The sequence below is a fragment of the Pseudomonas sp. MWU16-30323 genome, from assembly GCF_020515595.1.
GTDB lineage: Bacteria > Pseudomonadota > Gammaproteobacteria > Pseudomonadales > Pseudomonadaceae > Aquipseudomonas > Aquipseudomonas yamanorum.
Genome location: NZ_JAIWYM010000043.1, coordinates 19,647 through 40,685, shown reverse-complemented (window position 1 = coordinate 40,685; position 21,039 = coordinate 19,647). Strand labels below are relative to the sequence as shown.

General features: G+C 62.7%; 17 protein-coding genes. 13 read left to right on the top strand and 4 right to left on the bottom strand.

Going from position 1 to position 21,039, the window contains the following annotated elements; all coding sequences use genetic code 11:
- Positions 1–71: 71 nt before the first annotated feature.
- On the bottom strand, positions 72–2,015 hold the full coding sequence (locus tag LIY45_RS28595; protein WP_226478384.1) for a methyl-accepting chemotaxis protein: 1,944 nt from the start codon (positions 2,013–2,015) through the stop codon (positions 72–74).
- A 324-nt stretch (positions 2,016–2,339) separates the two neighbouring features.
- Between LIY45_RS28595 and LIY45_RS28590 the strand changes: the two genes are divergently transcribed.
- The 9 genes from LIY45_RS28590 to LIY45_RS28550 all read left to right on the top strand — a co-directional run bounded on the left by LIY45_RS28590 (position 2,340) and on the right by LIY45_RS28550 (position 13,382).
- Entirely contained in the window at positions 2,340–3,209 is an 870-nt protein-coding gene (locus LIY45_RS28590; RefSeq protein ID WP_017475386.1) for an oxaloacetate decarboxylase, read from the top strand.
- A gap of 273 nt (positions 3,210–3,482) precedes the next feature.
- Positions 3,483–5,564 carry an ATP-binding cassette domain-containing protein gene (locus tag LIY45_RS28585; RefSeq protein ID WP_226478386.1) on the top strand — a complete coding sequence of 694 codons (2,082 nt, stop codon included), beginning with the start codon at positions 3,483–3,485 and terminating at the stop codon, positions 5,562–5,564.
- A complete protein-coding gene (locus LIY45_RS28580) occupies positions 5,561–6,622 on the top strand; it encodes a glycine betaine ABC transporter substrate-binding protein (protein ID WP_226478383.1) in 1,062 nt (353 codons plus the stop codon). The genes LIY45_RS28585 and LIY45_RS28580 overlap by 4 nt, the downstream gene beginning before the upstream one ends.
- Complete coding sequence (locus tag LIY45_RS28575; protein WP_226478382.1) at positions 6,619–7,539, top strand: homocysteine S-methyltransferase family protein; 921 nt, start codon at positions 6,619–6,621, stop codon at positions 7,537–7,539. Before LIY45_RS28580 ends, LIY45_RS28575 begins: the two co-directional genes overlap by 4 nt.
- Positions 7,536–7,775, top strand: a complete 240-nt coding sequence (locus tag LIY45_RS28570) for a hypothetical protein (RefSeq protein ID WP_226478381.1) — start codon at positions 7,536–7,538, stop codon at positions 7,773–7,775. The genes LIY45_RS28575 and LIY45_RS28570 overlap by 4 nt, the downstream gene beginning before the upstream one ends.
- Before the next feature lie 512 nt (positions 7,776–8,287).
- Entirely contained in the window at positions 8,288–8,797 is a 510-nt protein-coding gene (locus LIY45_RS28565; protein WP_063029065.1) for a sigma-70 family RNA polymerase sigma factor, read from the top strand.
- A gap of 9 nt (positions 8,798–8,806) precedes the next feature.
- Complete coding sequence (locus LIY45_RS28560; RefSeq protein ID WP_226478380.1) at positions 8,807–9,766, top strand: FecR domain-containing protein; 960 nt, start codon at positions 8,807–8,809, stop codon at positions 9,764–9,766.
- An 89-nt stretch (positions 9,767–9,855) separates the two neighbouring features.
- Positions 9,856–11,649 (top strand): ABC transporter ATP-binding protein, encoded by a 1,794-nt coding sequence (locus LIY45_RS28555; RefSeq protein WP_226478379.1) that lies wholly within the window; start codon positions 9,856–9,858, stop codon positions 11,647–11,649.
- Entirely contained in the window at positions 11,643–13,382 is a 1,740-nt protein-coding gene (locus tag LIY45_RS28550) for an ABC transporter ATP-binding protein (RefSeq protein WP_226478378.1), read from the top strand. The genes LIY45_RS28555 and LIY45_RS28550 overlap by 7 nt, the downstream gene beginning before the upstream one ends.
- 34 nt (positions 13,383–13,416) lie before the next feature.
- Here the strand turns inward: LIY45_RS28550 and LIY45_RS28545 are convergent, their stop codons facing one another.
- Positions 13,417–15,156 carry a dipeptidase gene (locus LIY45_RS28545; RefSeq protein ID WP_226478377.1) on the bottom strand — a complete coding sequence of 580 codons (1,740 nt, stop codon included), beginning with the start codon at positions 15,154–15,156 and terminating at the stop codon, positions 13,417–13,419.
- Positions 15,157–15,486: 330 nt separating this feature from the next.
- Between LIY45_RS28545 and LIY45_RS28540 the strand changes: the two genes are divergently transcribed.
- Positions 15,487–16,443: a Dyp-type peroxidase gene (locus LIY45_RS28540; RefSeq protein WP_226478376.1), complete on the top strand. Its 957-nt coding sequence runs from the start codon at positions 15,487–15,489 to the stop codon at positions 16,441–16,443.
- On the opposite strand, the gene LIY45_RS28535 is transcribed toward LIY45_RS28540, so the two are convergent.
- Positions 16,440–17,312: an undecaprenyl-diphosphate phosphatase gene (locus LIY45_RS28535; protein ID WP_093208602.1), complete on the bottom strand. Its 873-nt coding sequence runs from the start codon at positions 17,310–17,312 to the stop codon at positions 16,440–16,442. The genes LIY45_RS28540 and LIY45_RS28535 overlap by 4 nt on opposite strands.
- 180 nt (positions 17,313–17,492) lie before the next feature.
- Between LIY45_RS28535 and LIY45_RS28530 the strand changes: the two genes are divergently transcribed.
- Positions 17,493–18,008, top strand: coding sequence for a GNAT family N-acetyltransferase (locus tag LIY45_RS28530; RefSeq protein WP_081253123.1), 516 nt, complete (start codon positions 17,493–17,495; stop codon positions 18,006–18,008).
- 4 nt (positions 18,009–18,012) lie between these two features.
- Here LIY45_RS28530 and LIY45_RS28525 read toward each other — a convergent pair whose 3' ends face one another.
- Positions 18,013–18,969: a GlxA family transcriptional regulator gene (locus LIY45_RS28525; RefSeq protein WP_226478375.1), complete on the bottom strand. Its 957-nt coding sequence runs from the start codon at positions 18,967–18,969 to the stop codon at positions 18,013–18,015.
- 167 nt (positions 18,970–19,136) lie between these two features.
- On the opposite strand from LIY45_RS28525, the gene LIY45_RS28520 reads away from it, so the two are divergent.
- On the top strand, positions 19,137–19,814 hold the full coding sequence (locus LIY45_RS28520) for a type 1 glutamine amidotransferase domain-containing protein (RefSeq protein ID WP_026077713.1): 678 nt from the start codon (positions 19,137–19,139) through the stop codon (positions 19,812–19,814).
- A gap of 95 nt (positions 19,815–19,909) precedes the next feature.
- Positions 19,910–21,034: an alkene reductase gene (locus LIY45_RS28515; protein ID WP_226478374.1), complete on the top strand. Its 1,125-nt coding sequence runs from the start codon at positions 19,910–19,912 to the stop codon at positions 21,032–21,034.
- Positions 21,035–21,039: the final 5 nt, after the last annotated feature.

The window sequence follows — 21,039 nt, the reverse complement described above, 5'->3', positions numbered from 1 at the left end:
TTGCACTCGTTGAGTGGCGCTTTTTTTTGCCGGCGCTGTGGGCGGTTCAGGCATAGCCCTCAGCGAAATGCCTAGAACTTGAAGCGCCCCACCAGGCCCTTGAGCTGACCGGAAATATCCGTCAACCGCCCGGACCCGGTCTGTGCCGAATGCGCAAAGCCTTCCACCAACTGCGCATCGGCATGGATCTGCGCGATGTGCCGGTTGATCTCTTCGGCCACCTGGTGCTGTTCCTCGGCGGCCGTGGCGATCTGGGTGTTCTGGTCGCGAATCGAGTCGACCGAGCCACGGATCTTGTCGAAGCTGTCGCGGGCCTGCTGGATGCGTTCCACGCTGGTGTGGGACACCAGCAGGCTGCCTTGCATCTGCTGGGTGACTTCCTGGGTGCGGCGGGCGAGGTTGCCCAGCAGGCTGTCGATTTCGCCGGTGGAGTCGGCGGTGCGTCGCGCCAGGGCCCGCACCTCGTCGGCGACCACGGCGAACCCACGGCCCTGGTCACCGGCACGTGCGGCTTCGATGGCGGCGTTAAGCGCCAGCAGGTTGGTCTGTTCGGCAATCGAGCGGATGGTGTCGAGGATGGTGTTGATGTTTTTGCTGTCCTGCTCCAGTTGCTGCATCGTCTGGGTGGAGCGCTGCAGGTCTTCGCTGAGCTTGAGCACGCTGCCAGTGGCTTCGCCGATATGCTGCTGGCCGTCGTGTACATCGCGGTAGCCTTCGTCGGCACTCGATGCGGCGGCGCTGCAGGAGCGAGCGACTTCGTTGGCGGTCGCCACCATTTCGTTGAAGGCGGTGCTGACCAGCTCCACGGCTTCACGTTGGCGGCCTGCCGCCTGGTTCATGTTATGGGCGACGTCGCGGGTGTCGGCGGCGGCGGCTTGCAGGTCGGAAGAGGCATTGCCGATGCGTTGCACCAACTGGGCGATCATGCTCAGGAACTGGTTGAACCAGCCCGCCAGGCTGGCGGTTTCGTCCTTGCCCTGCACCTTGAGCTGGCGGGTGAGGTCGCCTTCACCTTCGGCAATCTCTTGCAGGCCGTCGGCCACCCCGCGAATCGGGCGCACGATCACGCTGGCAAAACTGGCGCCGACAATCGCAAACACCACGGCCAGTGCGGCGGCGATGGCGGCGATCAGCCAAGTCAGGCGAGTGGCGCCGGCCATCACTTCGTCGCGCTTGATCAGGCCGATAAAACGCCAGCCCAGGTCTTTGGAACTGACCACGTTGGCCATGTAGGTCACACCCTCGATGTTCACCTGGGTCACGCCGTCGCCGCGCTTGGCCAGCTCGGCATAATCAGGGCCCAGGTCGGCCATCGGTTTGAAGTTGTGCTTGGCGTCGCTGGGGTCTACCAGCACGTTGCCGTTGGCTTCCACCAGCATCAGGTAGCCGCTGTCGCCGAGCTTGATGTTGCGCACCAGTTCGGTGAGTTGCTTGAGCGACACGTCCAGGCCGACGACGCCGAGGATCTTGCCCGTGTCGTCGGCGACGGTGTGCACGGTGCCGATCAGCGACACATCGTCTGGTGCCCAATAGTAGGCGCCGGTACGCACGGTCTTGCCGGGCGCGGCGATGGCCGCCTGGTACCAGGGGCGCACGCGCGGGTCGTAGTTGTTCAGTTTGGTGTCGTCAGGCCAACTGGCGTAACCGCCGTCGCTCAGTCCCAGGGACAGGTAGGCGGTGCTGGGATGGCTTTTGGCGAACTGGTCGAAAATCCCCAGCAGGTCTTTATTGGTCGGCGTGAGCGGGATTTGCGCAGCGTCGGCGCCGGCATAACTCTTGAGGTCCTTGGCCGCGACAACGCGCGGGTCCTTGGCCACGTATTCGACGTTCTGGCTGATGCCGTCGAAAAACTGCTTCATGCCGTTGTCGATCTGACGGATCTCGCGGCCGCTGCTGTCGAGGAAATTGGCCATGGCCCCCTCGCGCACATTCAGCACCACCAGAATGGCCACCAGGATGACCGGCAGGCACGCGATGGCCGCAAAGGCCCAGGTCAGCTTCTGCTTGATATTCATGACTTCACCTGCGGGTATTTATAGTTTTGGCAAGGAGAAAACAGTTGGGTCGAACGTCGCATGTATTGTTTTGACGGCGGGTGTGGCCATGCGTACCCCCTGTATATCGACTGCGGGGGCACGCACTTGAGGCCGAAGGCGCGGTTTAACGGTGGGGGCTGGTGGTCTCAGCCTTCGAACACCGCGCCATCAGACGTCGCTGCTAAACGTGATGCATAAGTTTCTCAAACGTCATCAACCATCTTTTTACGGCGTGATACGCTAGCCTTACTTTTGAATTGGCACTGGTCGTTCCCGCGTATACGGCGACAGTGAGGAGTGAACATGTCGAAAATTTCCCACCATGATCTGCGGCGCTCGTTTCGCGAACTGCTGGCCTCCCAACACTGCTTTCACACCGCTTCGGTGTTCGACCCGATGTCTGCCAGGATCGCGGCTGACCTGGGTTTTGAAGTCGGCATCCTGGGTGGCTCGGTGGCGTCGCTGCAGGTCCTGGCTGCGCCGGACTTCGCGCTGATTACCCTGAGTGAGTTCGTCGAGCAGGCCACCCGCATCGGCCGGGTGGCGCAGCTTCCGGTGATCGCCGACGCCGATCACGGCTACGGCAACGCCCTCAACGTGATGCGCACCGTCCAGGAACTGGAGCGTGCGGGCGTTTCGGCACTGACCATTGAAGATACCCTGCTGCCCGCGCAGTTCGGGCGCAAATCCACCGACCTCATCAGCACGGAAGAGGGGGTGGGCAAGGTCAAGGCAGCCCTGGAGGCGCGGGTCGATCCGCAGCTTTCGATCATCGCGCGCACCAACGCCGCCGTGCTGCCGGTGGAGGACGTCATCCATCGCACCAAGGCGTATCAAGAAGCCGGTGCAGACGGCATCTGCATGGTGGGTGTCCGTGACTTCGACCACCTTGAACAGATCGCCGAAGGCCTGACGGTGCCGCTGATGCTGGTGACCTACGCCAACCCGAACCTCAATGACAACGAGCGCCTGGCCAAACTGGGCGTGCGGATTGTGGTGGCCGGCCACGGCGCGTACTTTGCCTCGATCAAGGCCACCTACGACAGCCTCCGCGAGCAGCGCAACCTCACCCGCAGCACCTCAAACCTGACGGCCAGCGAACTGACCCATACCTACACCTTCCCCGACACCTACGTGAGTTGGGCCAAGGAGTTCATGGATGTTCAAGAGTAGAGCCTGCCAGGCGTCAGGCGTTACGCGACAGAAACTGAAAAAGGACCTCTGAAAAGAGGTCCTTTTTTTTCGTCTGCACAAACGTATTTCTTCGTGGGTTGCCACCGTCGACAGCGTCCGAACCGCAGCGCTTAAGCTAATGCAAAAAAGGTATTTATTCCTACTTTTTAAGATCGTTTAGCTTTATGCCCACGGAAGGTGTTGCGCTTCAAGCGCAGCGCTTTTTTTTGCGTTTGGCTACCTGGAGCTACTGTGACAATCATTCAATCCCCGTTGGCGACTGCCTGGGTCGCGCCTTCCCGACACCCTGAGGGGGGCGGAGACGATCATGCGAATGACGGTGACGTGGTGCTTGAACTGCGAAACATCACCAAGGCTTATGCGCGAAAAGACGCGTCGGCGCTGCCAGCCGTCAGCAATATCAACTTGAAGGTACGCCGCGGAGAAGTCCTCTGCCTGATGGGCACCTCCGGCAGTGGCAAGTCGACGTTGCTGCGGCACATCAACCGCTTGATCGAGCCCTCCAGTGGCGAGGTCTTGATTGAAGGCGAGGCCATCAGCGAGCTGAGCAGCAAGGCCTTGCGTGCATTGCGCTCGCGCCGTATCGGCATGGTGTTTCAGCATTTTGGCCTGTTACCCCACCGTACGGTTCTGGACAACGTCGCGTTGCCGTTGGAATTGCGCGGGGAACCCGAGTCGGTTCGGCACGCGGCTGCCATCACTCAGCTGAAGGCCGTAGGGTTGGACGGTTGGGGAGAGCATTATCCCCACGAGCTTTCCGGAGGCATGCAGCAACGCGTCGGGTTGGCCCGGGCGCTGGTGACGCAGCCCGATATCCTGCTGATGGACGAGCCTTTCAGCGCACTCGACCCCACCATCCGCCGCGATTTGCAGCGTCATTTCCTGGCCCTGGCACGTGAGCGCGGGATCAGCACCTTGTTGGTCACCCACGACCCGGCGGAAGCCATCCTGCTGGCCGATCGTATTGCCGTGCTACGCAAAGGCCGATTGGTGCAAGTGGGCACTCCGGCACAGTTGCTTGAGCGTCCTGCCGATGCAGAAGTCGCGGATTTTTTCCGCGACTGCAGGCCCACGCCATCCCCGGTGCAACAGGTTGCCAGCGTCCGCCTCCAGGCTCCCGATGCCGAGCCTCGTGAGCAACATGCCAGCCCCGGTCTGCGCGGCTGGCAAGCGCTTCTGCTGGGGCCGGCAGCGCTGGCTGCCCGTGGCAGGGGCGGCTGGTTCTGGCTGACCTTCGCCGCCGAGCTTGCCGCTTTGACCTTCCTGGTCAAAGGCATTATCAGCGGCGCGTGGCTCGCAGTCCTGGCCGCCATGGCGGTGCTCGGCGCCAGCCGTTTCCTGGCCGTTTCCCTCAGCCGTCAGTCGGTGCGCCGCAACGTACCGAGTTGGGGGCTGCCGTTGTTGGTACTGCTTGCCAGTGAGGCGTTGGTGGTCTGGCGAGTCATCACGCCGGACACCCGTAGCGCGTTGCTTCAGTTTCCGGCAAACCGCCAAGCGTTGCTGTTTGCAGCAGACAGTATCGACCAGTTCATTGGTTGGTCTCAGGTGACCTTCGAGGGCGCATTTGTCGGGGTGATTGTCGCCGTCCGCACCGTCATCGAGGGCATCGAAAACCTGCTGGGATGGTTGCCATGGTCAGTCTCGGCATTGGCGCTGGTGTTGTTGGCCTGGCGTTCGGCTGGCCTGGCGCTGGCACTGACGAGCAGCGCTGCGTTGCTGTACATCGGGCTGTTCGGTTTCTGGGAGCGCACCATCGCCACGCTGGCACTGGTGGGCTCGTCGGTACTGATCGCGCTGGTCATCGGCGTGCCCACCGGCATTCTCCTGGCGAAACGACCGCTGTTTCGCCGCGTGGTAACGCCGTTGCTGGATGTGATGCAGACGCTGCCCACCTTTGTGTACCTGATTCCCGCCGTGGCGTTCTTCTCGGTGGGCAAGACGCCGGCGGTCATCGCGACGGTGATTTTTGCCTTGGCGCCGATGATTCGCCTGACATCGCTGGGGATCCAGGAAGTCCCCAAGGATGCCGTCGAGGCTGCTGTCGCCCATGGCGCCAGCCCCTGGCAAACCCTGATCAAGGTCCAGTTGCCACTGGCTCGCCGTTCCTTGTTGCTGGGCATCAACCAAACCATCGTCATGAGCCTGTCGATGGTCGTGGTCGCTGCGCTGATCGGCGCCGGAGGCCTGGGTTATGACGTGATGACGGCGCTGCGCAACATCAAGGGCGGCGAGGGCATGCTGGCCGGTGTCGCGATTGTGCTGTGTGCGCTTATCCCGGACCGAATCATTCAATCGAGCTTGCGCAAGCAAGATCACCTGCACAACCCATCGTGAGATTTATCGTGAACACACCCTTATCGCGCCGCCTGGGCGCCGCCGCACTGCTGGCCTCCCTGATTCTCTCCCCGACGGTTTTCGCCAAGGACAAAATTGTCATTGGCGAGCAGAACTGGACGGGCGCAATCGCCATTCAGCACATTCTTGGGGAAGTCATCGAAAGCCGCCTGAACGGTGATGTGTCGTACCTGGCCGGGGACGTGCCGGTGCTGTTCAGTGCTGCCGCAAAAGGCGATGGCGCGGTGGATGTGCTGACCGACATCTGGTTGCCCAACCAGTCGGCAGCATGGGCCCGATACGTGACGGGCGGCACCCGTTCACTGGTGCCCAACGACCACCCTTATGCCGGCGAGCAAGGGTTTTACATCCCGGGCTATATCCAGGACAAATACGGTGTGAAATCGGTCTACGACCTGAAAAAACCGGAAGTGGCCAAGCTGTTCGAGCCGCTGGGCGGTGGCGAGGCACAGCTACTGGTGGGCCCGGCGGGCTGGGAGTCGACCTATATTGGCCAGATCAAGGCCAAGGATTATGGGTTCGCCGATCAATTCGAGTCGGTGTCCACCGAGGCCTCTGTGACCTACGCCAAGCTGGCGGCGGCGTACAAGGCCCAACGCGGCGTGGTGTTTTACGCCTACACCCCGGACTGGATCTTCTCGGCCTTTGACCTGCGCCGTCTGGAAGAACCGGCGTTCGACGGTTATGCCCAGGACAACAAAAAGGATGACCCGCTGTACAAGGCCGATGGCTGCTGGAAATTTATCAGCCCGACGGTCGACCCGGACTGGTTGAACAAGAGCCAGATCACCTGCGCCTTCCCGGACGCCAAGGTCTACGTACTGGCGTCAACGGCTTTGCAGAAGCGCGCGCCAAAAATTGCCGAATTCCTGCGTAATTTCTCGATTGAACCGGCGCAACTCAATGGTCTGATCCTGAAGATCGAAAAAGAAAAACTCCCGGCAGATGCCGCGGCCAAGACCTGGGTCCAGGCGAACACGGCCACGGTTGATCAATGGTTGGCCCCGTCGGCGCAAAAAGTGAGTACAAACCCATGAGCCAGATTGCTTTGCGCCTGCTCGATGGCGGCATGGGCCGGGAGTTGAAACGCATCGGAGCGCCGTTCCGCCAGCCTGAATGGTCGGCACTGGCGTTGATCGAGGCGCCGGAGTTTGTGCTCCAGGCTCACGGAGCATTCATTGCTGCCGGTGCCCGGATCATCACCACCAACAGTTATGCCGTGGTGCCGTTTCATATCGGGGATGCACGCTTTGCCGAGCAGGGGCGTCTGCTGGCGGAGCGGGCAGGGCGCCTGGCGCGTCAGGCGGCATCCGCGAGTGGCGAGCCAGTGGCGGTCGCGGGCTCGTTGCCACCGGCCCTGGGCTCCTATCGGCCTGACCTGTTTGATCATCAACGCTCGGTCGCGATCCATCGCGAGCTGATCGACGGGCTGCAAGCCCATGTGGATGTCTGGCTGGCGGAGACCCAGAGTTCGACTGCTGAAGTTCGAGCGGTCGTTGAGGCGTTGGGCGCGCAATCCAAGCCGCTTTGGGTATCGTTTACGCTGCTGGATGAAACGGATGGGCCCGCGCGGCTGCGTTCCACTGAATCGGTGGGCGACGCCGTACGTGTGGCGGCACAATTGGGCGCGCAGGCGGTACTCTTCAATTGCAGCCAGCCGGAAGTCATGGCGGCGGCGCTCACCGAGGCCCGGCTTGTGATTCAAAGCCTTGGTCAAAGCCTTGAGCTGGGGGTTTACGCCAACGCGTTTCCTCCCGTCAACACAGAGGCCAAGGCGAATAGCACGTTGCTGGAAATTCGTAGTGACCTGGGCCCCGAGTCTTACCTGGAGTGGTCCAGAACCTGGGTCGAGGCGGGCGCGACCATCGTTGGCGGCTGCTGCGGCATCGGCCCCGAGCACATCGCGCAGTTGCACCTGCACCTGAGACCGCAAACAGAGGTGGCTGGAAAATGAGTGAGCATGATGTGGTTGAGCAGGCGACCTTTGGCGTCGGCTATTTGAATGGGGGGAAACCCTTCAAGGCGCGCGGCGCTGCGAGTACTTCGGCGTACGCGATACGCTGGTTTACCGCCGGGCCGCACGCTGACCCTAAAGGTACTTCAAACCCGATGGCGCAACTTCTCCACGTACGATTCCATTTGAAGAAACCACAGGTGCCGATCAGCGCTGCCGTGGTGGCGTCGCTATGAATCGCAAACAACCCCGCCGAATCTTCCTGTGTAAGTTCTCTGAGGGTCAGGCGTTCGGTTTTGAGAGTCGGAAAATCGGACACTGCGGGCGTCACCTTTTAGAAAAACGATTCGCCAAGGTGTGTGTTGCACGGCAAAAAATCAATCAAGTGGGCCCATGATCGCTCCCACGCACCGTGTGGGGAGCGTTAGAAGCCAAAGCGAAAGCCAAATCTGAAGCTGATACGGCTCTGCTTTTCTGTGGGAGCTGGCTTGCCTGCGATGCAGACGCCTCGGTGTTCCAGATACACCGAGGCGATGCTATCGCAGGCAAGCCAGCTCCCACATTTGACCGTGCCCGCTTTTGATCTTGATCTTAGGCGCTCCAATAGCCGCCGTTACCTAAAAACGGATAGGCACACATCACCCCACCCAGCCCCTCCACATTGCACCCACGCCCCAGAGCCGATAGTCTTGCAAACCATTACCAAAACCCCAATGCCCCCGGGCCCATTGGGTAAAAGGAGAGGTTTGTGAACATCGGACAGTTCGCCTTTCAACGCCAGGTTGAAACTCTATACGTCGACCACAACGGCTGGCTACGTACCCTGTTGCGACGCAAATTGGGCAATGCATTCGACGCCGCCGACCTGGCTCACGATGTCTACCTGCAACTCATGCGCAAGGGCCAACTCCCGCCCACCGGCGAATCCCGGCGCCACCTGACCCAAATTGCCAACGGCCTGGTCATCGACCTCTACCGCCGTCGCCAGATCGAATCCGCCTACCTGCAAGCCCTGACCCTCTTGCCCGAGCCCTGCGCCCCCGATGAAGAGACCCGCGCCCTGGCCATCGAGGCCCTGATCGAAATCGACGCCGCCCTGCACAACCTGCCACCCAAGGCACGCCAGGCCCTGCTGCTGTGCAAACTCGACGGCCTGAGCTACCGCGAGATCGCCGCCGAGCTGCACGTCTCCGTCTCCTCGGTGGAAAAATACATCGCCGCCGGCCTGCTGGCCTGCTACCAGACCCTGCACGGCTGACCCACGGCGATGTCGACCGAACAGCCAATCTCCGCGGATATCATCGAGCGCGCCACCGCCTGGATGGCCCGCCTGTGGGCCGATGACGCCAGCGCCGAAGACCACGCCAACTGCCTGCGCTGGCGCGCCGCACACCCCCATCATGAGCTGGCCTGGACACGCCTGCTGGGCTTCGAGCAAAAACTCAACAGCGTCCCCGCCGCAGTAGCCAGGCACAGCCTGGCCGAACCCGAAGCGCCCGATTCCCTCAATCGCCGCAGCACCCTGCGGCTGCTGGGCCTGTTGGTCGCAGCCGGTGGCCTTGCCTACGGTGTGCGCCGCACCGATGCCTGGCAACTGGCCAGTGCCGGCCATAGCACCCGCACTGGCGAAATTCGCGAAGTCACATTGCCCGACGGTACCCGCCTGGTGTTGGGCTCGGCCTCGGCGATTGACGTGCAGTTCGACGATCACCAGCGCCTGGTATTGCTGCGGGCCGGTGAGGTCTTCATCACCACTGCGCCTTCACCCCGGCCGTTTCGGGTGCTGAGTCGCCAAGGCGTGTTTCAGGCCCTGGGCACGCGCTTCAGCGTCCGCCAATGCGACGACGACAGCTGCCAGTTGGCAGTGCTTGAGGGCGCCGTACACGTGCAGCCGGACCATGGCCCAGCGGCGCGAGTGGAGGCGGGGCAAGGTGCCACGGTTTCCAGGGACAAGGTGCACCCGACTGCGACGGTGACTGACCGCAGCATCGCCTGGGTCAAGGGCCTGTTGGTGGCCGATGGCACCCGGCTCGACGAACTGATCGCCGAGCTGGCGCGCTACCGCCCCGGAGTGCTGCGCTGTGCGCCGGAGGTGGCGACGCTGCGGGTCAGCGGCGTGTTGCACCTGGACAATACCGACCTGGCCCTGGACAACCTGGCCGCCGCGTTGCCGATACAAGTGGTGAGGCGCACCCGCTATTGGGTGACGGTACGTGCCCCTGCCTGAAAAAACTTGAGGTTTGATTGAGGGTTTTGGCGGCTCGTTCGGAAGATAAGGTAAGGGCGAGCAAAGGCTCATTCAGTCAGGGAGACTTCATGAGTAACAAGGATGTGGCTACGGCCAAACCCAGGGGGCGGGGCGCGGTCTCGCACGTGTTGCGGCCGGTGCGCGGGCGACTGCTCGCTGCGGCACTGCTGGCCGGTGTGGGCAGTATGTTCACGCTGGTGCCGCTGGGGGGCATCGTGCATATCGCCAGGGTCGCCCTCGGCGGGCCGTCCCTGGCCCAGGCATCGGGGGAGGTGTGGTTGACCATCAGCGTCAGCCTGGCGAGCCTGTTCGCGGGCCTGCTGTTGATGACGGTTGCGGAGACAGTCGCGCACCTGGCCGACAACCACATCACTCGCCATCTGCGCTTGGCAATCGCCCAGCGACTGAGCCAGGTGCCGCTGGGCTGGTTCACCGAGCGGGCGTCGGGCGAGGTCAAGCAGGCGATGCAGGACGACATCGGCACCCTGCACAGCCTGACTGCGCATTTCTATACCACCGCCGGGCGTTGCGCCGGGGCAGTGCTGGTGTCGGCGGTGTATCTGTTCTCGGTCGACTGGCGCATGGCGCTGGTATCGCTGTTGCCGTTCCCGGGGTTTTTCCTGTTCTTCAATCGTGGGATGAACGCCAGCGGCAGCACCAGGCAGGCCTTTGTCGAACGCATGACCCGGGTCAATAACGCAGTCGTCGAGTTCGTCAACGGCATTGCGGTGGTCAAGGCCTTCGGTGCCATCGGCAAGGCCCACGCGGGCTACCGCAAGGCGGTGGATGACTTCAGCGAAGCCTTCGTTGAGTTCACCCGGCCGCTGGTGGGGGCGATGGCCAACGCCAATGCAATGATCGCCCCGGTGACGGTGCTGGCAACGGTGCTGACGTTCGGCCTGGTGTTTATCAGCCTGGGCTGGATCAACGCCGTGGAGGTGCTGCCGTTCGCCATTGTCGCGCCGGGTATTTGTGCGCCGCTGATGTTGCTGAGTTACATCACTCACGACCTGAACAACGCCGTTGGCGCCGCCGAGCGTGTACAGGCACTGCTGGCGACACCGGTGCTGGCACAGGTGGAACCGGGTTCCGAGCGGCTGCCCAAGGACGCCGAGGTACGCGTGGAAAACCTCGGGTACGCCTACGACCCGCAGAACCCGGTACTGTCGAACATCAGCTTCACCCTCAAGCCCGGCACCGTCACCGCCATCGTCGGCGCCTCGGGTTCGGGAAAATCGACCCTGTCGCGCCTGCTGCTGCGTTTTTTTGACCCGACCGAGGGGCGTATCACCCTGGGCGGCGTCGACCTGCGGCAGATCGAGACCTCGCAGCTCTACAACCTGATTGGCTTCGTGTTGCAAGAGGTGCGCCTGGTCCACGCCAGCATTGCGGAAAACATCGCCCTCGGCCGGCCCAGCGCGAGCCGCAAGGAAATCGAGGCGGCCGCCCGGGCCGCGAATATCCACGAATGCATCATCGGCTTGCCACGGGGCTACGCCTCGGTAATCGGCGAGGACGCGCAGCTGTCCGGTGGCGAGCAGCAGCGTATCAGCATCGCCCGCGCGGTATTGCTGGCGCCGCCGGTGCTGGTGCTGGATGAACCCACGGCCGCCGCCGATGCCGGAAACGAGGTGGCGATCCAGGACGCGCTGTCACGCGTTGCCCAAGGGCGCACGCTGCTGGTGATCGCCCACCGGCTCGACACCGTGATGCACGCCGACCACATTATCGTGCTGGAAAACGGCCGCATCGTTGAACAGGGCAACCATCCCCGACTGATCGCGCAGGAGGGCCGCTACGCGCGCCTGTGGGCGTCGGGTGGCTACAAACAGACCCGCGAACAGGCGCTGCCGACATGCTGAAAACCTTTATCGAACTGTTGGGTGACGACGGGCCAGTCTTGCGTCGCTATGTGGGAAAAGTGGTGTTCTACGGCGCGCTGTGCGGGCTGACCATCGCGGCGCTGGTGCCGGTACTGACCGATATGCTCAACGGTGATCTTGCCGAAGCCGCGTTGTGGCTGGTGGTGTTCCTGGCGGCGGTGGCGACGTGTTGGGCTACGCGCCGGGAAGTTGAAAAGGCTGGCGTGGCGGTGGGCGTGGCGGTGCTGCAAGGCGGTCGCCAGCGGATGGGCGATCATGTGGCCGGGCTGCCTGTCGGCTGGTTTACGCCGCGTAACACCGCGCGGCTCAACCAGGTGGTGACCCAAGGCATGATGACCGTCGCCCAACTGCCGGCCCATGTATTTACCCCGGTGCTCAGCGGCGTGGTGACGCCGTTGGTGTTGGTGCTGGCGTTGTGTGTGTTGAACTGGAAAATGGGCCTGATCGCCTTGTTGGCATTGCCGATTCTCGGTGCTGCGTTCTGGTTCAGCGCGCGGCTGGGCCGGCGTGCCGACCGGGCGTTCCAGCGCAGCTCGGCTGACACCAGCCAACGCATGCTGGAGTTCGCCCAATCGCAGTCGGTGTTGCGTGCATTCAGCGGCGGCGGTAGCTCGGTGTTCCTGCAACGGGCGATTGAACAGCAACACGCGACAGGGGCACGCCTGATCCTGCTGTCCGCAACCTCGGTACTGCTGAATATGTGGCTGGTACAGATGGTGTTCGCCGCCTTGTTGATCGCCGCCGCATTGTGGCTTGACGCGTACCTGGGGAATGCCGTGTACATGGGCTCGGTGATCGCGGTGATGGTCTCGCTGTTGTTGGTCAGCCGCTTCATTGACCCGTTGCTGGAAGTGGCCGGCTATGGCGAGACCTTGCGCGGCGCCGGGGTGCAACTTGAGGCGGTGCGCGAGATCCTCGCGGCATCGCCGATGAAGGAGCCAAGCGCGTCGCAGTGTCCTCGGGATGCCTCAGTGGAATTGTGCGACGTCAGCTTTCGTCACCCGGGTAGTCCTCGGGACGTACTGCGCGGCGTGAACCTGCGTATTGAGCCTGGCAGCATGACCGCACTCGTAGGGGAATCCGGCTCCGGCAAGACCACGCTCTTGCGGTTGGTCGCGCGTTTTTTCGAGGCCAGCCAGGGCCAGGTGTGTATCGGTGGCGTGGATGTGCGACAGATGTCCAGCGAGCAACTCAACGCGCAGATCAGCCAGATTTTCCAGGACACCTACCTGTTCCAGGGCAGCGTCGCCGACAACATTCGCCTCGGCAAGCCCGACGCCAGCGATGCACAAGTGCTGAAGGCCGCGCGACAGGCCGGCGTGCAAGACATCATCGAGCGTCTGCCCATGGGCCTGTCGACCATCGTGGGCGAGGGCGGGGCACGCCTGTCCGGTGGCGAACGCCAGCGCGTTGCGATCGCCCGGGCACTGATCAAGGGCGCGCCGATCCTGTTGGTGGACGAAGCCACCGCTGCACTGGACGCCGAGAACCAGGCGGTCATCGCCGAAACCCTGGCACGGCTGCGCGGCACGTGCACGTTGATCGTGATCGCGCATCAGCTGTCGACGGTGGTGATGGCCGACCAGATCGTGGTGCTTGAAGAGGGCCGGATCGTAGAGCATGGCACGCCTGAACAACTGACGGCCCGGCAGGGGCGCTATGCCCGGTTCCTGGCGCAGCGGCGGGCGTCGAAAGGCTGGCGTATCGCCTAGTGGACCCGCCAGGCAGGCGGGTCCGAAGGGCAGGTCAGAGCTTCGGCAGTTGCCCGATACGGCCCATCATTTCGGTGACGATCTGCAGGTCCAGCAGGAACTGGTCGACGGTCTTGAACTCGCTGTCGGTATGGCCGGTGTACTTGACCTCCGGCCGTGCCAGGCCGAATTGCACGCCATTCGGTAACTCATGCACCGAGGTGGCACCGGCGGAAGTGCCGTACTTGTGCTCCATGCCCAGGTTCTCGCTGGCCACCGCCAACAGCGCCTTGACCCACTCGCCTTCAGGGTTGCGGTACATCGGCTCGGCGATCGAGTAGTCGAAGCTCACGGCCACTTTGTTCTGCTTGGTCCAGGCTGCCAGTTTGTCGGCGATTTCAGCCTTGAGCGCTTCCGGCGACTTGCCTTTCGGCACCCGCAGGTTGACCGCCAGCTTGAAGGTGTTGTCATCCTCGCCCACATAGGTCAGCGAGGTGGTCAGCGGCCCCATGAACGCATCGGAGAAGCCCACACCCAGTTTGCCACCCAGGTAATCCAGGCCCCAGTTGTTGGCGGCATAACGCGCGGCGTCGGTGAACGGGTTGTGCTTGAGCGCGACCTTGCCGTCGAGGCTGTTGAGGAAGTCGAGCATCCGGGCCACCGGGTTTACCCCGGATTCTGGCTCGGAGGAGTGGGCCGACACACCGGTGACGGTCAGCTGGACGTCCTTGCCGACCACCTTGGCCGCCACTTCAAAGTCGCCGCCATTGCGCTTGGCGTAGTCGCTACCGGCCTTTTGCAGGCTGGCGGCCAGTTCGGCAGGCTTGTCGCTGAGCAATGTCACCACCGACGCCGATGGAATCTGGTTGGTGGCCTTGCCGCCGGTCATCGAGATGATTTCTGCGCCTTTGCCGTCAGCCTTGCGCTTGGGGAACTTGGCCATCACCGTGCCGTAGCCTTTCTCGGCGATCACCACCGGGTAGCCGCCATCCAGCGCCAGGTTGTAGTTGGGCGTGGGGTTGTGCTCGAAATAGTACGGGATCGCGTCGCCGGAGGTTTCCTCGGTGGTGTCAATCAGCAGCTTGAAGTTGCGTGCCAGCGGCAGCTTCTCTTCCTTGATTACCTTCATCGCGTACATCGCCACCACGATGCCGTTCTTGTCATCCTCGGTACCACGGCCATACATGCGGTCGCCGATCAGCGTGACCTTGAATGGATCGAGCTTGGTGCCGTCCTTGAGCACCCAGTTTTCCGGGGTGACGGGTACCACGTCGGCGTGAGCATGGATGCCGACGACTTCATCGCCGCTGCCTTCCAGGGAGATCTCATACACGCGGTTGTCGATGTTGCGGAAGTTCAGGTTGAACGACTCGGCCAGGCTCTTGATCTTGGCGGCGATCTTGATGAACTCGGGGTTGTCGTGCTGGGCCACGCCGGCCACCTGGAAGGTCGGGATCTCCACCAGTTCACGCAGGGTTTCAGTGGCGGCAGCGCCGTACTTCACCCGCGCATAAAGGCCCAGCAGGCGATGGATTTCATTCTGCTGGTCGGCGGTCAGGTCCTTGTTGTCGAGGAAGCCACTGATAGCCGGGCCGAGGTTGTCGCTCTTCGCCACGTCGCTCTTGGCCAGGCTGCCGAGAAACTGCCTGAAATCCTTGACTGAAGCGTCACTGAAGGTCTTCAGGATGATCGCGTTCTGTTGCGGGGTGAGGTTGGCTTGAGCTTGGGTGGTGAACACCGAAAGGCTGGCGGCCATCAGGGTGGCTACGGCCAGTTGCTTGAGGGAAAAATCCATTGCTGAGGGCATTCCTTTGCAGGGAGTGAGTGAGAAATGTCTGATCGAAAGGTCAGAAACAATTTCACACACTACCATCGGGAGGCTGCAGGAGGGGAGTCCCTGTTGTGGGATTTGTCCGGGGGAAATGCGCAAGTGGCGCATAAACGAAAATCCAGTGTGGGAGCTGTCGAGCTTTAGCGAGGCTGCGATAGCGGTGGTTCAGGCAGCATCAATGGTGACACTGCTGCCGCCCTCGCAGCCTCGCTAAAGCTCGACAGCTCCCACAGGGTTTGGGGGTCTGCTAATCTCCCGACGTTGAAATCTCGACCGCCACCCGTGGACCTCCTAATGACAACCCCAACCGATTCAAACCTTGAACCCCAATCCGTCTGCAGCCCGATCACCAGCAGCGCCATTTTCATGGTCGCCACCCTGGCTCCTGGCAGCGACTCGGCCGAAGCAGTACGCAGTTGGTGCGCCGATGTTGCCGGCCTGGTGCGTTCAGTCGGCAAGCGTGTGCCGGCGGGCAACCTGTCCTGTGTCGTAGGTTTCGGCTCAAAGGCGTGGGACGCGCTGTTCGGCAGCCCGCGCCCGGCGGCATTGCATCCGTTCAAGGAGGTCGGCGTGGCAGGGCGCCTGGCACCGGCCACGCCGGGGGATATCCTGCTGCACATCCGTGCCGATCAGATGGACCTGTGTTTTGAGTTGGCCACGCAGTTGATGGCCGCGCTGGGCGATTCAGTGACAGTGGTGGACGAGGTCCAGGGTTTCCGCTACTTCGACATGCGCAGCATCATCGGTTTTGTCGACGGCACCGAGAACCCGGTCGGGCGCAAGGCGGTGGGATTCACCATTGTCGGGGACGAGGATCCGGCGTTCAGCGGCGGCAGCTATGTAATGGTGCAGAAGTACCTGCACAACATGAAGGCCTGGAATGAATTGTCGGTGGAGGCGCAGGAGCGTGTGATCGGGCGGACCAAGCTGTCGGACATCGAACTCGACGACGCGGCCAAGCCGACCAATTCCCACAGTGCGCTGACCACCATCACCAAGGACGGCGAGGAAGTGAAGATCCTGCGGGACAACATGCCCTTTGGCCGGCCGGGTGCGGGGGAATTCGGGACGTACTTCATCGGCTACGCGCGCTCGCCGGAGCCTTTGGAGCTGATGCTGGAGAACATGTTTGTCGGTCGCCCGGCCGGCAACTATGACCGCCTGCTGGACTTCAGCACGGCGGTCACCGGCGGCCTGTTCTTCATACCGTCAGCGGATTTGCTCGAAGAACTGGCCGACCGCGTGCCTTAAGCCAACAACCCGGTGCTCACCGCCACAATCAGGAACACCCCCAGCACCGCACGGTAGATCACGAACGGCCAGGTGGAGAACCGCTCCAGGAACTTCATCAGGCCCCAGATCGCGAAGAACGCCGAGACACTGGCGACCACCAGGCCAAAGATCAGGTGCGGCCAGGCATGGGCCGGAAGGTCGGCGTGGAACAACACCCACAGCTCCTTCAACCCCGCGAGGGCGATTGCCGGCAAGCCCAGCAGGAACGAAAACCGCGCCGCTTCTTCACGCTTGAAGTTGAGGAACAGTGCGGCGGTCAGGGTTGAACCCGAGCGGGAGACCCCCGGAATCAGCGCGCCGATTTGCGCAATGCCGACAATCAGCGCATCCCGCAGGCGCATTTCGCCCACCGTGCGCTTATGCCTTGCGCTGAGTTCAGCCGCAGCCAGCAGCACGGCCATCACCAGGCAGGAAATCCCGATCACCATCAGCCCGCGCAACGGCGAGTTGCATGAGTTGAGCGTCGACGACAAGGCAATGCCGGCGATACCGATCGGAATCGTCGCCAGCACAATGGCCACCGCCAGCTTGAACCACTGGTTGTTGTAGTCGCCCTGGCGCACCGCGCTGATGCTGCCCACGGTGACCTGGCGCACATCCTTCCAGAAGTAACTGACCACCGCTGCCAGTGCGGCCAGCTGCATGGCCGCGGAAAACGCCGAGCCGGGATCCGGCCAGCCGAGCAGGGCGGGCACGATGCGCATGTGGGCGGTGGAAGACACGGGCAGCAATTCGGTGATGCCCTGAATGATGCCCAGGATGCCGATTTGCAGGTAATCCAGGGATGCAAAGCCGACATCGAGGCCGCTGGTGCAGACGTTTGTCAAAGTACTTATCCTGAAAACGAGGGGAGGGAAGTGCTGCGGAGTTTAGTCTAACTTTGTAATGATTTTGTCGTTGACAAGAGAAAAGCGCGATCGGTTCAGCCAACAGAAAGCTTCGCCGGTGTATTGGCATTGCCTGTGGCTTTGTTGACAATGGCGCCCTGTTTTTTTGCCGAGATGCCCATGCCTGCAATCCCCGATACCACCGTCGAATTGATCGAGGCCGGCCCGGAACACGCCGCGCTGATCGCCAACCTTTACCAGTTCTACGCCTACGAGTCCTCGGACTGGGAACAGGAAGATGTCGAGGTGGACGGCCGCTTCTACATCCATGAGGAGCACCTGGCCCGCTATTGGGAAGACCCGCAGTGGAGCGCCAACCTGCTGCTGGTGGACGGCTATATCGCCGGCTTCCTGCTGATTGAAGGCAGCGAATTGCCGGGGATTGATGCGCTGGAACTGGCGGACCTGTTCATCTTGAAACGCTACCGCCGCAAGGGCATTGGCCGCGCCATCGCTACTCAGGTATTGAGCAGCGGCGAGGCGAATTGGCTGGTGCGGTTCTATGACCAGGATGAAGTGAGCCAGGCGTTCTGGCGCACGGTGCTGGATAACCTGCCGCGCCCGGTGCAGGCCATTGAACTGGATGATGAGCCGAACCTGTTGAGCTTCCTGGTGACGCGGGCGGCGCTGCACTGAGGCATCAGCTAAACGCTGCGCCAGCCCCTGCGCTGAACAATGCCGCCTGCATCGCCTGAGGCGGTTGCCCGAATGCGCGCAGGAACGCCTGGCGCATCCGTTCGCGATCACCGAATCCGGTCTCCCGGGCGACCACTTCCACCGGATGCCGGCTGGTTTCCATCATCGTCCGGGCCGCTTCCACCCGCAGGGACTCGATGGCCTTGGCCGGGGTTTGCCCGGTCTCCTCGCGAAACACCCGGCTGAACTGGCGCGGGCTGAGCCGCGCCACGGCCGCCAGCGCTTCGACTGAAAGGTCGTGAGTCAGGTTCTCCCGAGCGTAGGCCAGGGCCAGTTGCACGCGGTCGGATTTGGGGTCCAGTTCCAGCAGCGCCGACAGTTGCGACTGTTCGCTGCCACGCCGCTGGGCAATCACCAGCTTGCGCGCGATGCGGCGGGCGAGGTCGCTGCCCAAGTCGTTCTCCACCATCGCCAGCGCCAGGTCCACCCCGGCGCTCATGCCGGCACCCGTCCAGATCTGGCCGTCGACGACGAACAGTTTGTCTTCTTCCAGGCGAATCTGCGGGTAACGCTTGGCGAACGCCGGCGCATGCAGCCAGTGGGTGGTGGCGCGCTTGCCCTCGAGCAACCCGGCTTCGGCCAGCACGAAGATGCCCATGCACAGCGAGGCAATGCGCCGGGACTGCTTGGAGGCCGCCTGGACCAGCCTCAGCAGGTTGGCGTCAGGCAGTTGGAACTCCAGGTAGCCGCTGACGATCAATGTGTCATACCCCTCGGGCCGGATCGGTGTGCTGTTCACCGAGAACCCTTGGGACGTCATGATCGGGCCGCCACGCTCCGACACCAGGTGAAACTCATAGGCCTGCTCGCCCCGCAGCAGATTCGCGCACTCGAACACCGAGCCCAGGCTCAGGCTGAGGGATTGAAAGTTCGGGTAAACCATCAGCGCAATGCTGTGCATCTCATCTCTCCAAGGGGCGCGGAGCGGTGATTGTCGGCGTGTAACCGGTAAACGGCAACCGGCTTGGCACAATGTCCGGAATCCTTGCGGACATGACATTGTGCGGTGTTGGCCCGGCTCCTAAGCTTCACTCCATTCCATCCCACATCACCCCGAGGCACTGGCACATGAAAGTATTGATGGTTTTGACTTCTCACGACCAGCTTGGCAACACCGGCCGCAAGACCGGGTTCTGGCTCGAAGAATTTGCTGCTCCCTACTACGCGTTCAAGGACGCCGGGGCCGACGTGACCCTGGCCTCGCCAGCCGGTGGGCAGCCGCCACTGGATCCGGTCAGCGACCTGCCGGATTCGCAAACCGACCAGACTCGCCGCTTCGCCACCGACCCGGCGGCACAGCAGGCCCTGGCCACCACGCTGAAGCTGGACTCGGTCAACGCTGACGACTTCGACACCGTCTTCTACCCAGGCGGCCACGGCCCGCTGTGGGACCTGGCAGAGTCGAAAACCTCCATCGCCCTGATCGAAGCCTTCGAGCGTGCCGGCAAGCCGATTGGCTTTGTGTGCCATGCCCCGGGCGCCTTGCGTCACGTCAAGGCCGTCAACGGCGAACCGCTGGTCAAGGGTCGACGCGTCACCGGCTTCTCCAACTCCGAAGAAGCCGCGGTTGGCCTGACCGACGTAGTGCCGTTCCTGATCGAGGACGATTTCAAGGCACTGGGCGGCAAGTATGAAAAGGGTGCCGATTGGCAGTCCTTTGTGATTGAAGATGGCCTGCTGGTCACCGGGCAGAATCCTGCCAGTTCCAGCGACGTCGCCAAAGCGCTGTTGAAGCTGACCGCGTAACCCGCTAAATCCCCCAAAAGTAAGTGGTTGGCGGCTCCCCTGAGCGGGAGCCGGCCACTTCTGCACGCCCGAAATTCGCTTCTGGAACCCCCGTCATGAGCAACAGCGCTTTAGGTACCCCGATCAAACTGGGGCACCACACCCTGAAAAACCGCATCGTCCTGCCGCCACTGACCCGCCAGCGAAGTGCCCAGCCCGGCGATATTGCCACGGACTTGATGGCGCTCTATTACCGCCAGCGCGCCACCGCCGGCTTCATGGTCAGCGAGGGCACGCAGATCGAGCCCCGGGGCCAGGGTTATGCCTGGACCCCGGGCATCTACACGCCGGAGCAGATCGACGGCTGGCGCACCGTGACCGATGCCGTGCACGCCGAAGGCGGTGTGATCTTCGCCCAGCTTTGGCACGTGGGCCGCGTGTCCCATCACGACCTGCAACCCGACGGCGCAGCCCCCATCGCGCCGTCGGCGATCCAGCCGCAGCAAGCCAAGGCATTCGTTGCAACCGGGCCCGGCACCGGTGAGTTGGTACAGCCACCTGTGCCCCGCGCCTTGACTACCGCAGAGGTCAAGGAGCTGGTGGGGCTGTATGCCCAGGCTGCAAAAAACGCGTTGGCCGCCGGGTTCGATGGCGTGGAGATTCATTCGGCCAACGGCTACCTGGTCAACCAGTTCATCTCGGCGCATTCCAACCAGCGCGACGATGAATACGGCGGCTCGCTGCACAATCGCCTGCGCTTCCTGCGGGAAATCGTCGAGGCGGTGGCCGAAGTGGTCGGCCCGCAACGCCTGGGCGTGCGCTTTGCGCCGTTGTTCAGCGGCACTGACCAGGACCGGGTTTACATCGGCCTGGTCGAGGAAGACCCCCATCACACCTACATCGAAGCGATCAAGGTGCTGGAGGCTTCCGGCATCGCCTACGTGTCGATCGCCGAGGCTGACTGGGACAACGCACCGGAGCTGCCTGAGTCGTTTCGCCGGGCGGTACGCGACACCTTCAGCGGCCGGATCATCTACGCCGGCCGCTACACCGCAGAGCGCGGTGTGCGGTTGGTAGCGGCGGGGCTGGCAGACCTGATCGCGTTTGGCCGCCCGTACATTGCCAACCCCGACTTGCCCCAGCGTATCCTCAACGGTTGGCCGCTGAACCCGTTGAACGCTGCCGGCCTGTATGGCGGCACCGAAGTGGGCTTCACCGATTACCCGGTGTACGCCGGGTAAACGCG

Coding starts and splice junctions, on each gene's coding strand:
- LIY45_RS28570 (WP_226478381.1), top strand. CDS start 7,536: ATGAGTGAGCATGATGTGGTTGAGCAGGCGACCTTTGGCGTCGGCTAT.
- LIY45_RS28555 (WP_226478379.1), top strand. CDS start 9,856: ATGAGTAACAAGGATGTGGCTACGGCCAAACCCAGGGGGCGGGGCGCG.
- LIY45_RS28520 (WP_026077713.1), top strand. CDS start 19,137: ATGAAAGTATTGATGGTTTTGACTTCTCACGACCAGCTTGGCAACACC.
- LIY45_RS28560 (WP_226478380.1), top strand. CDS start 8,807: ATGTCGACCGAACAGCCAATCTCCGCGGATATCATCGAGCGCGCCACC.
- LIY45_RS28530 (WP_081253123.1), top strand. CDS start 17,493: ATGCCTGCAATCCCCGATACCACCGTCGAATTGATCGAGGCCGGCCCG.
- LIY45_RS28575 (WP_226478382.1), top strand. CDS start 6,619: ATGAGCCAGATTGCTTTGCGCCTGCTCGATGGCGGCATGGGCCGGGAG.
- LIY45_RS28540 (WP_226478376.1), top strand. CDS start 15,487: ATGACAACCCCAACCGATTCAAACCTTGAACCCCAATCCGTCTGCAGC.
- LIY45_RS28550 (WP_226478378.1), top strand. CDS start 11,643: ATGCTGAAAACCTTTATCGAACTGTTGGGTGACGACGGGCCAGTCTTG.
- LIY45_RS28545 (WP_226478377.1), bottom strand. CDS start 15,156: ATGGATTTTTCCCTCAAGCAACTGGCCGTAGCCACCCTGATGGCCGCC.
- LIY45_RS28595 (WP_226478384.1), bottom strand. CDS start 2,015: ATGAATATCAAGCAGAAGCTGACCTGGGCCTTTGCGGCCATCGCGTGC.
- LIY45_RS28590 (WP_017475386.1), top strand. CDS start 2,340: ATGTCGAAAATTTCCCACCATGATCTGCGGCGCTCGTTTCGCGAACTG.
- LIY45_RS28525 (WP_226478375.1), bottom strand. CDS start 18,969: ATGCACAGCATTGCGCTGATGGTTTACCCGAACTTTCAATCCCTCAGC.
- LIY45_RS28515 (WP_226478374.1), top strand. CDS start 19,910: ATGAGCAACAGCGCTTTAGGTACCCCGATCAAACTGGGGCACCACACC.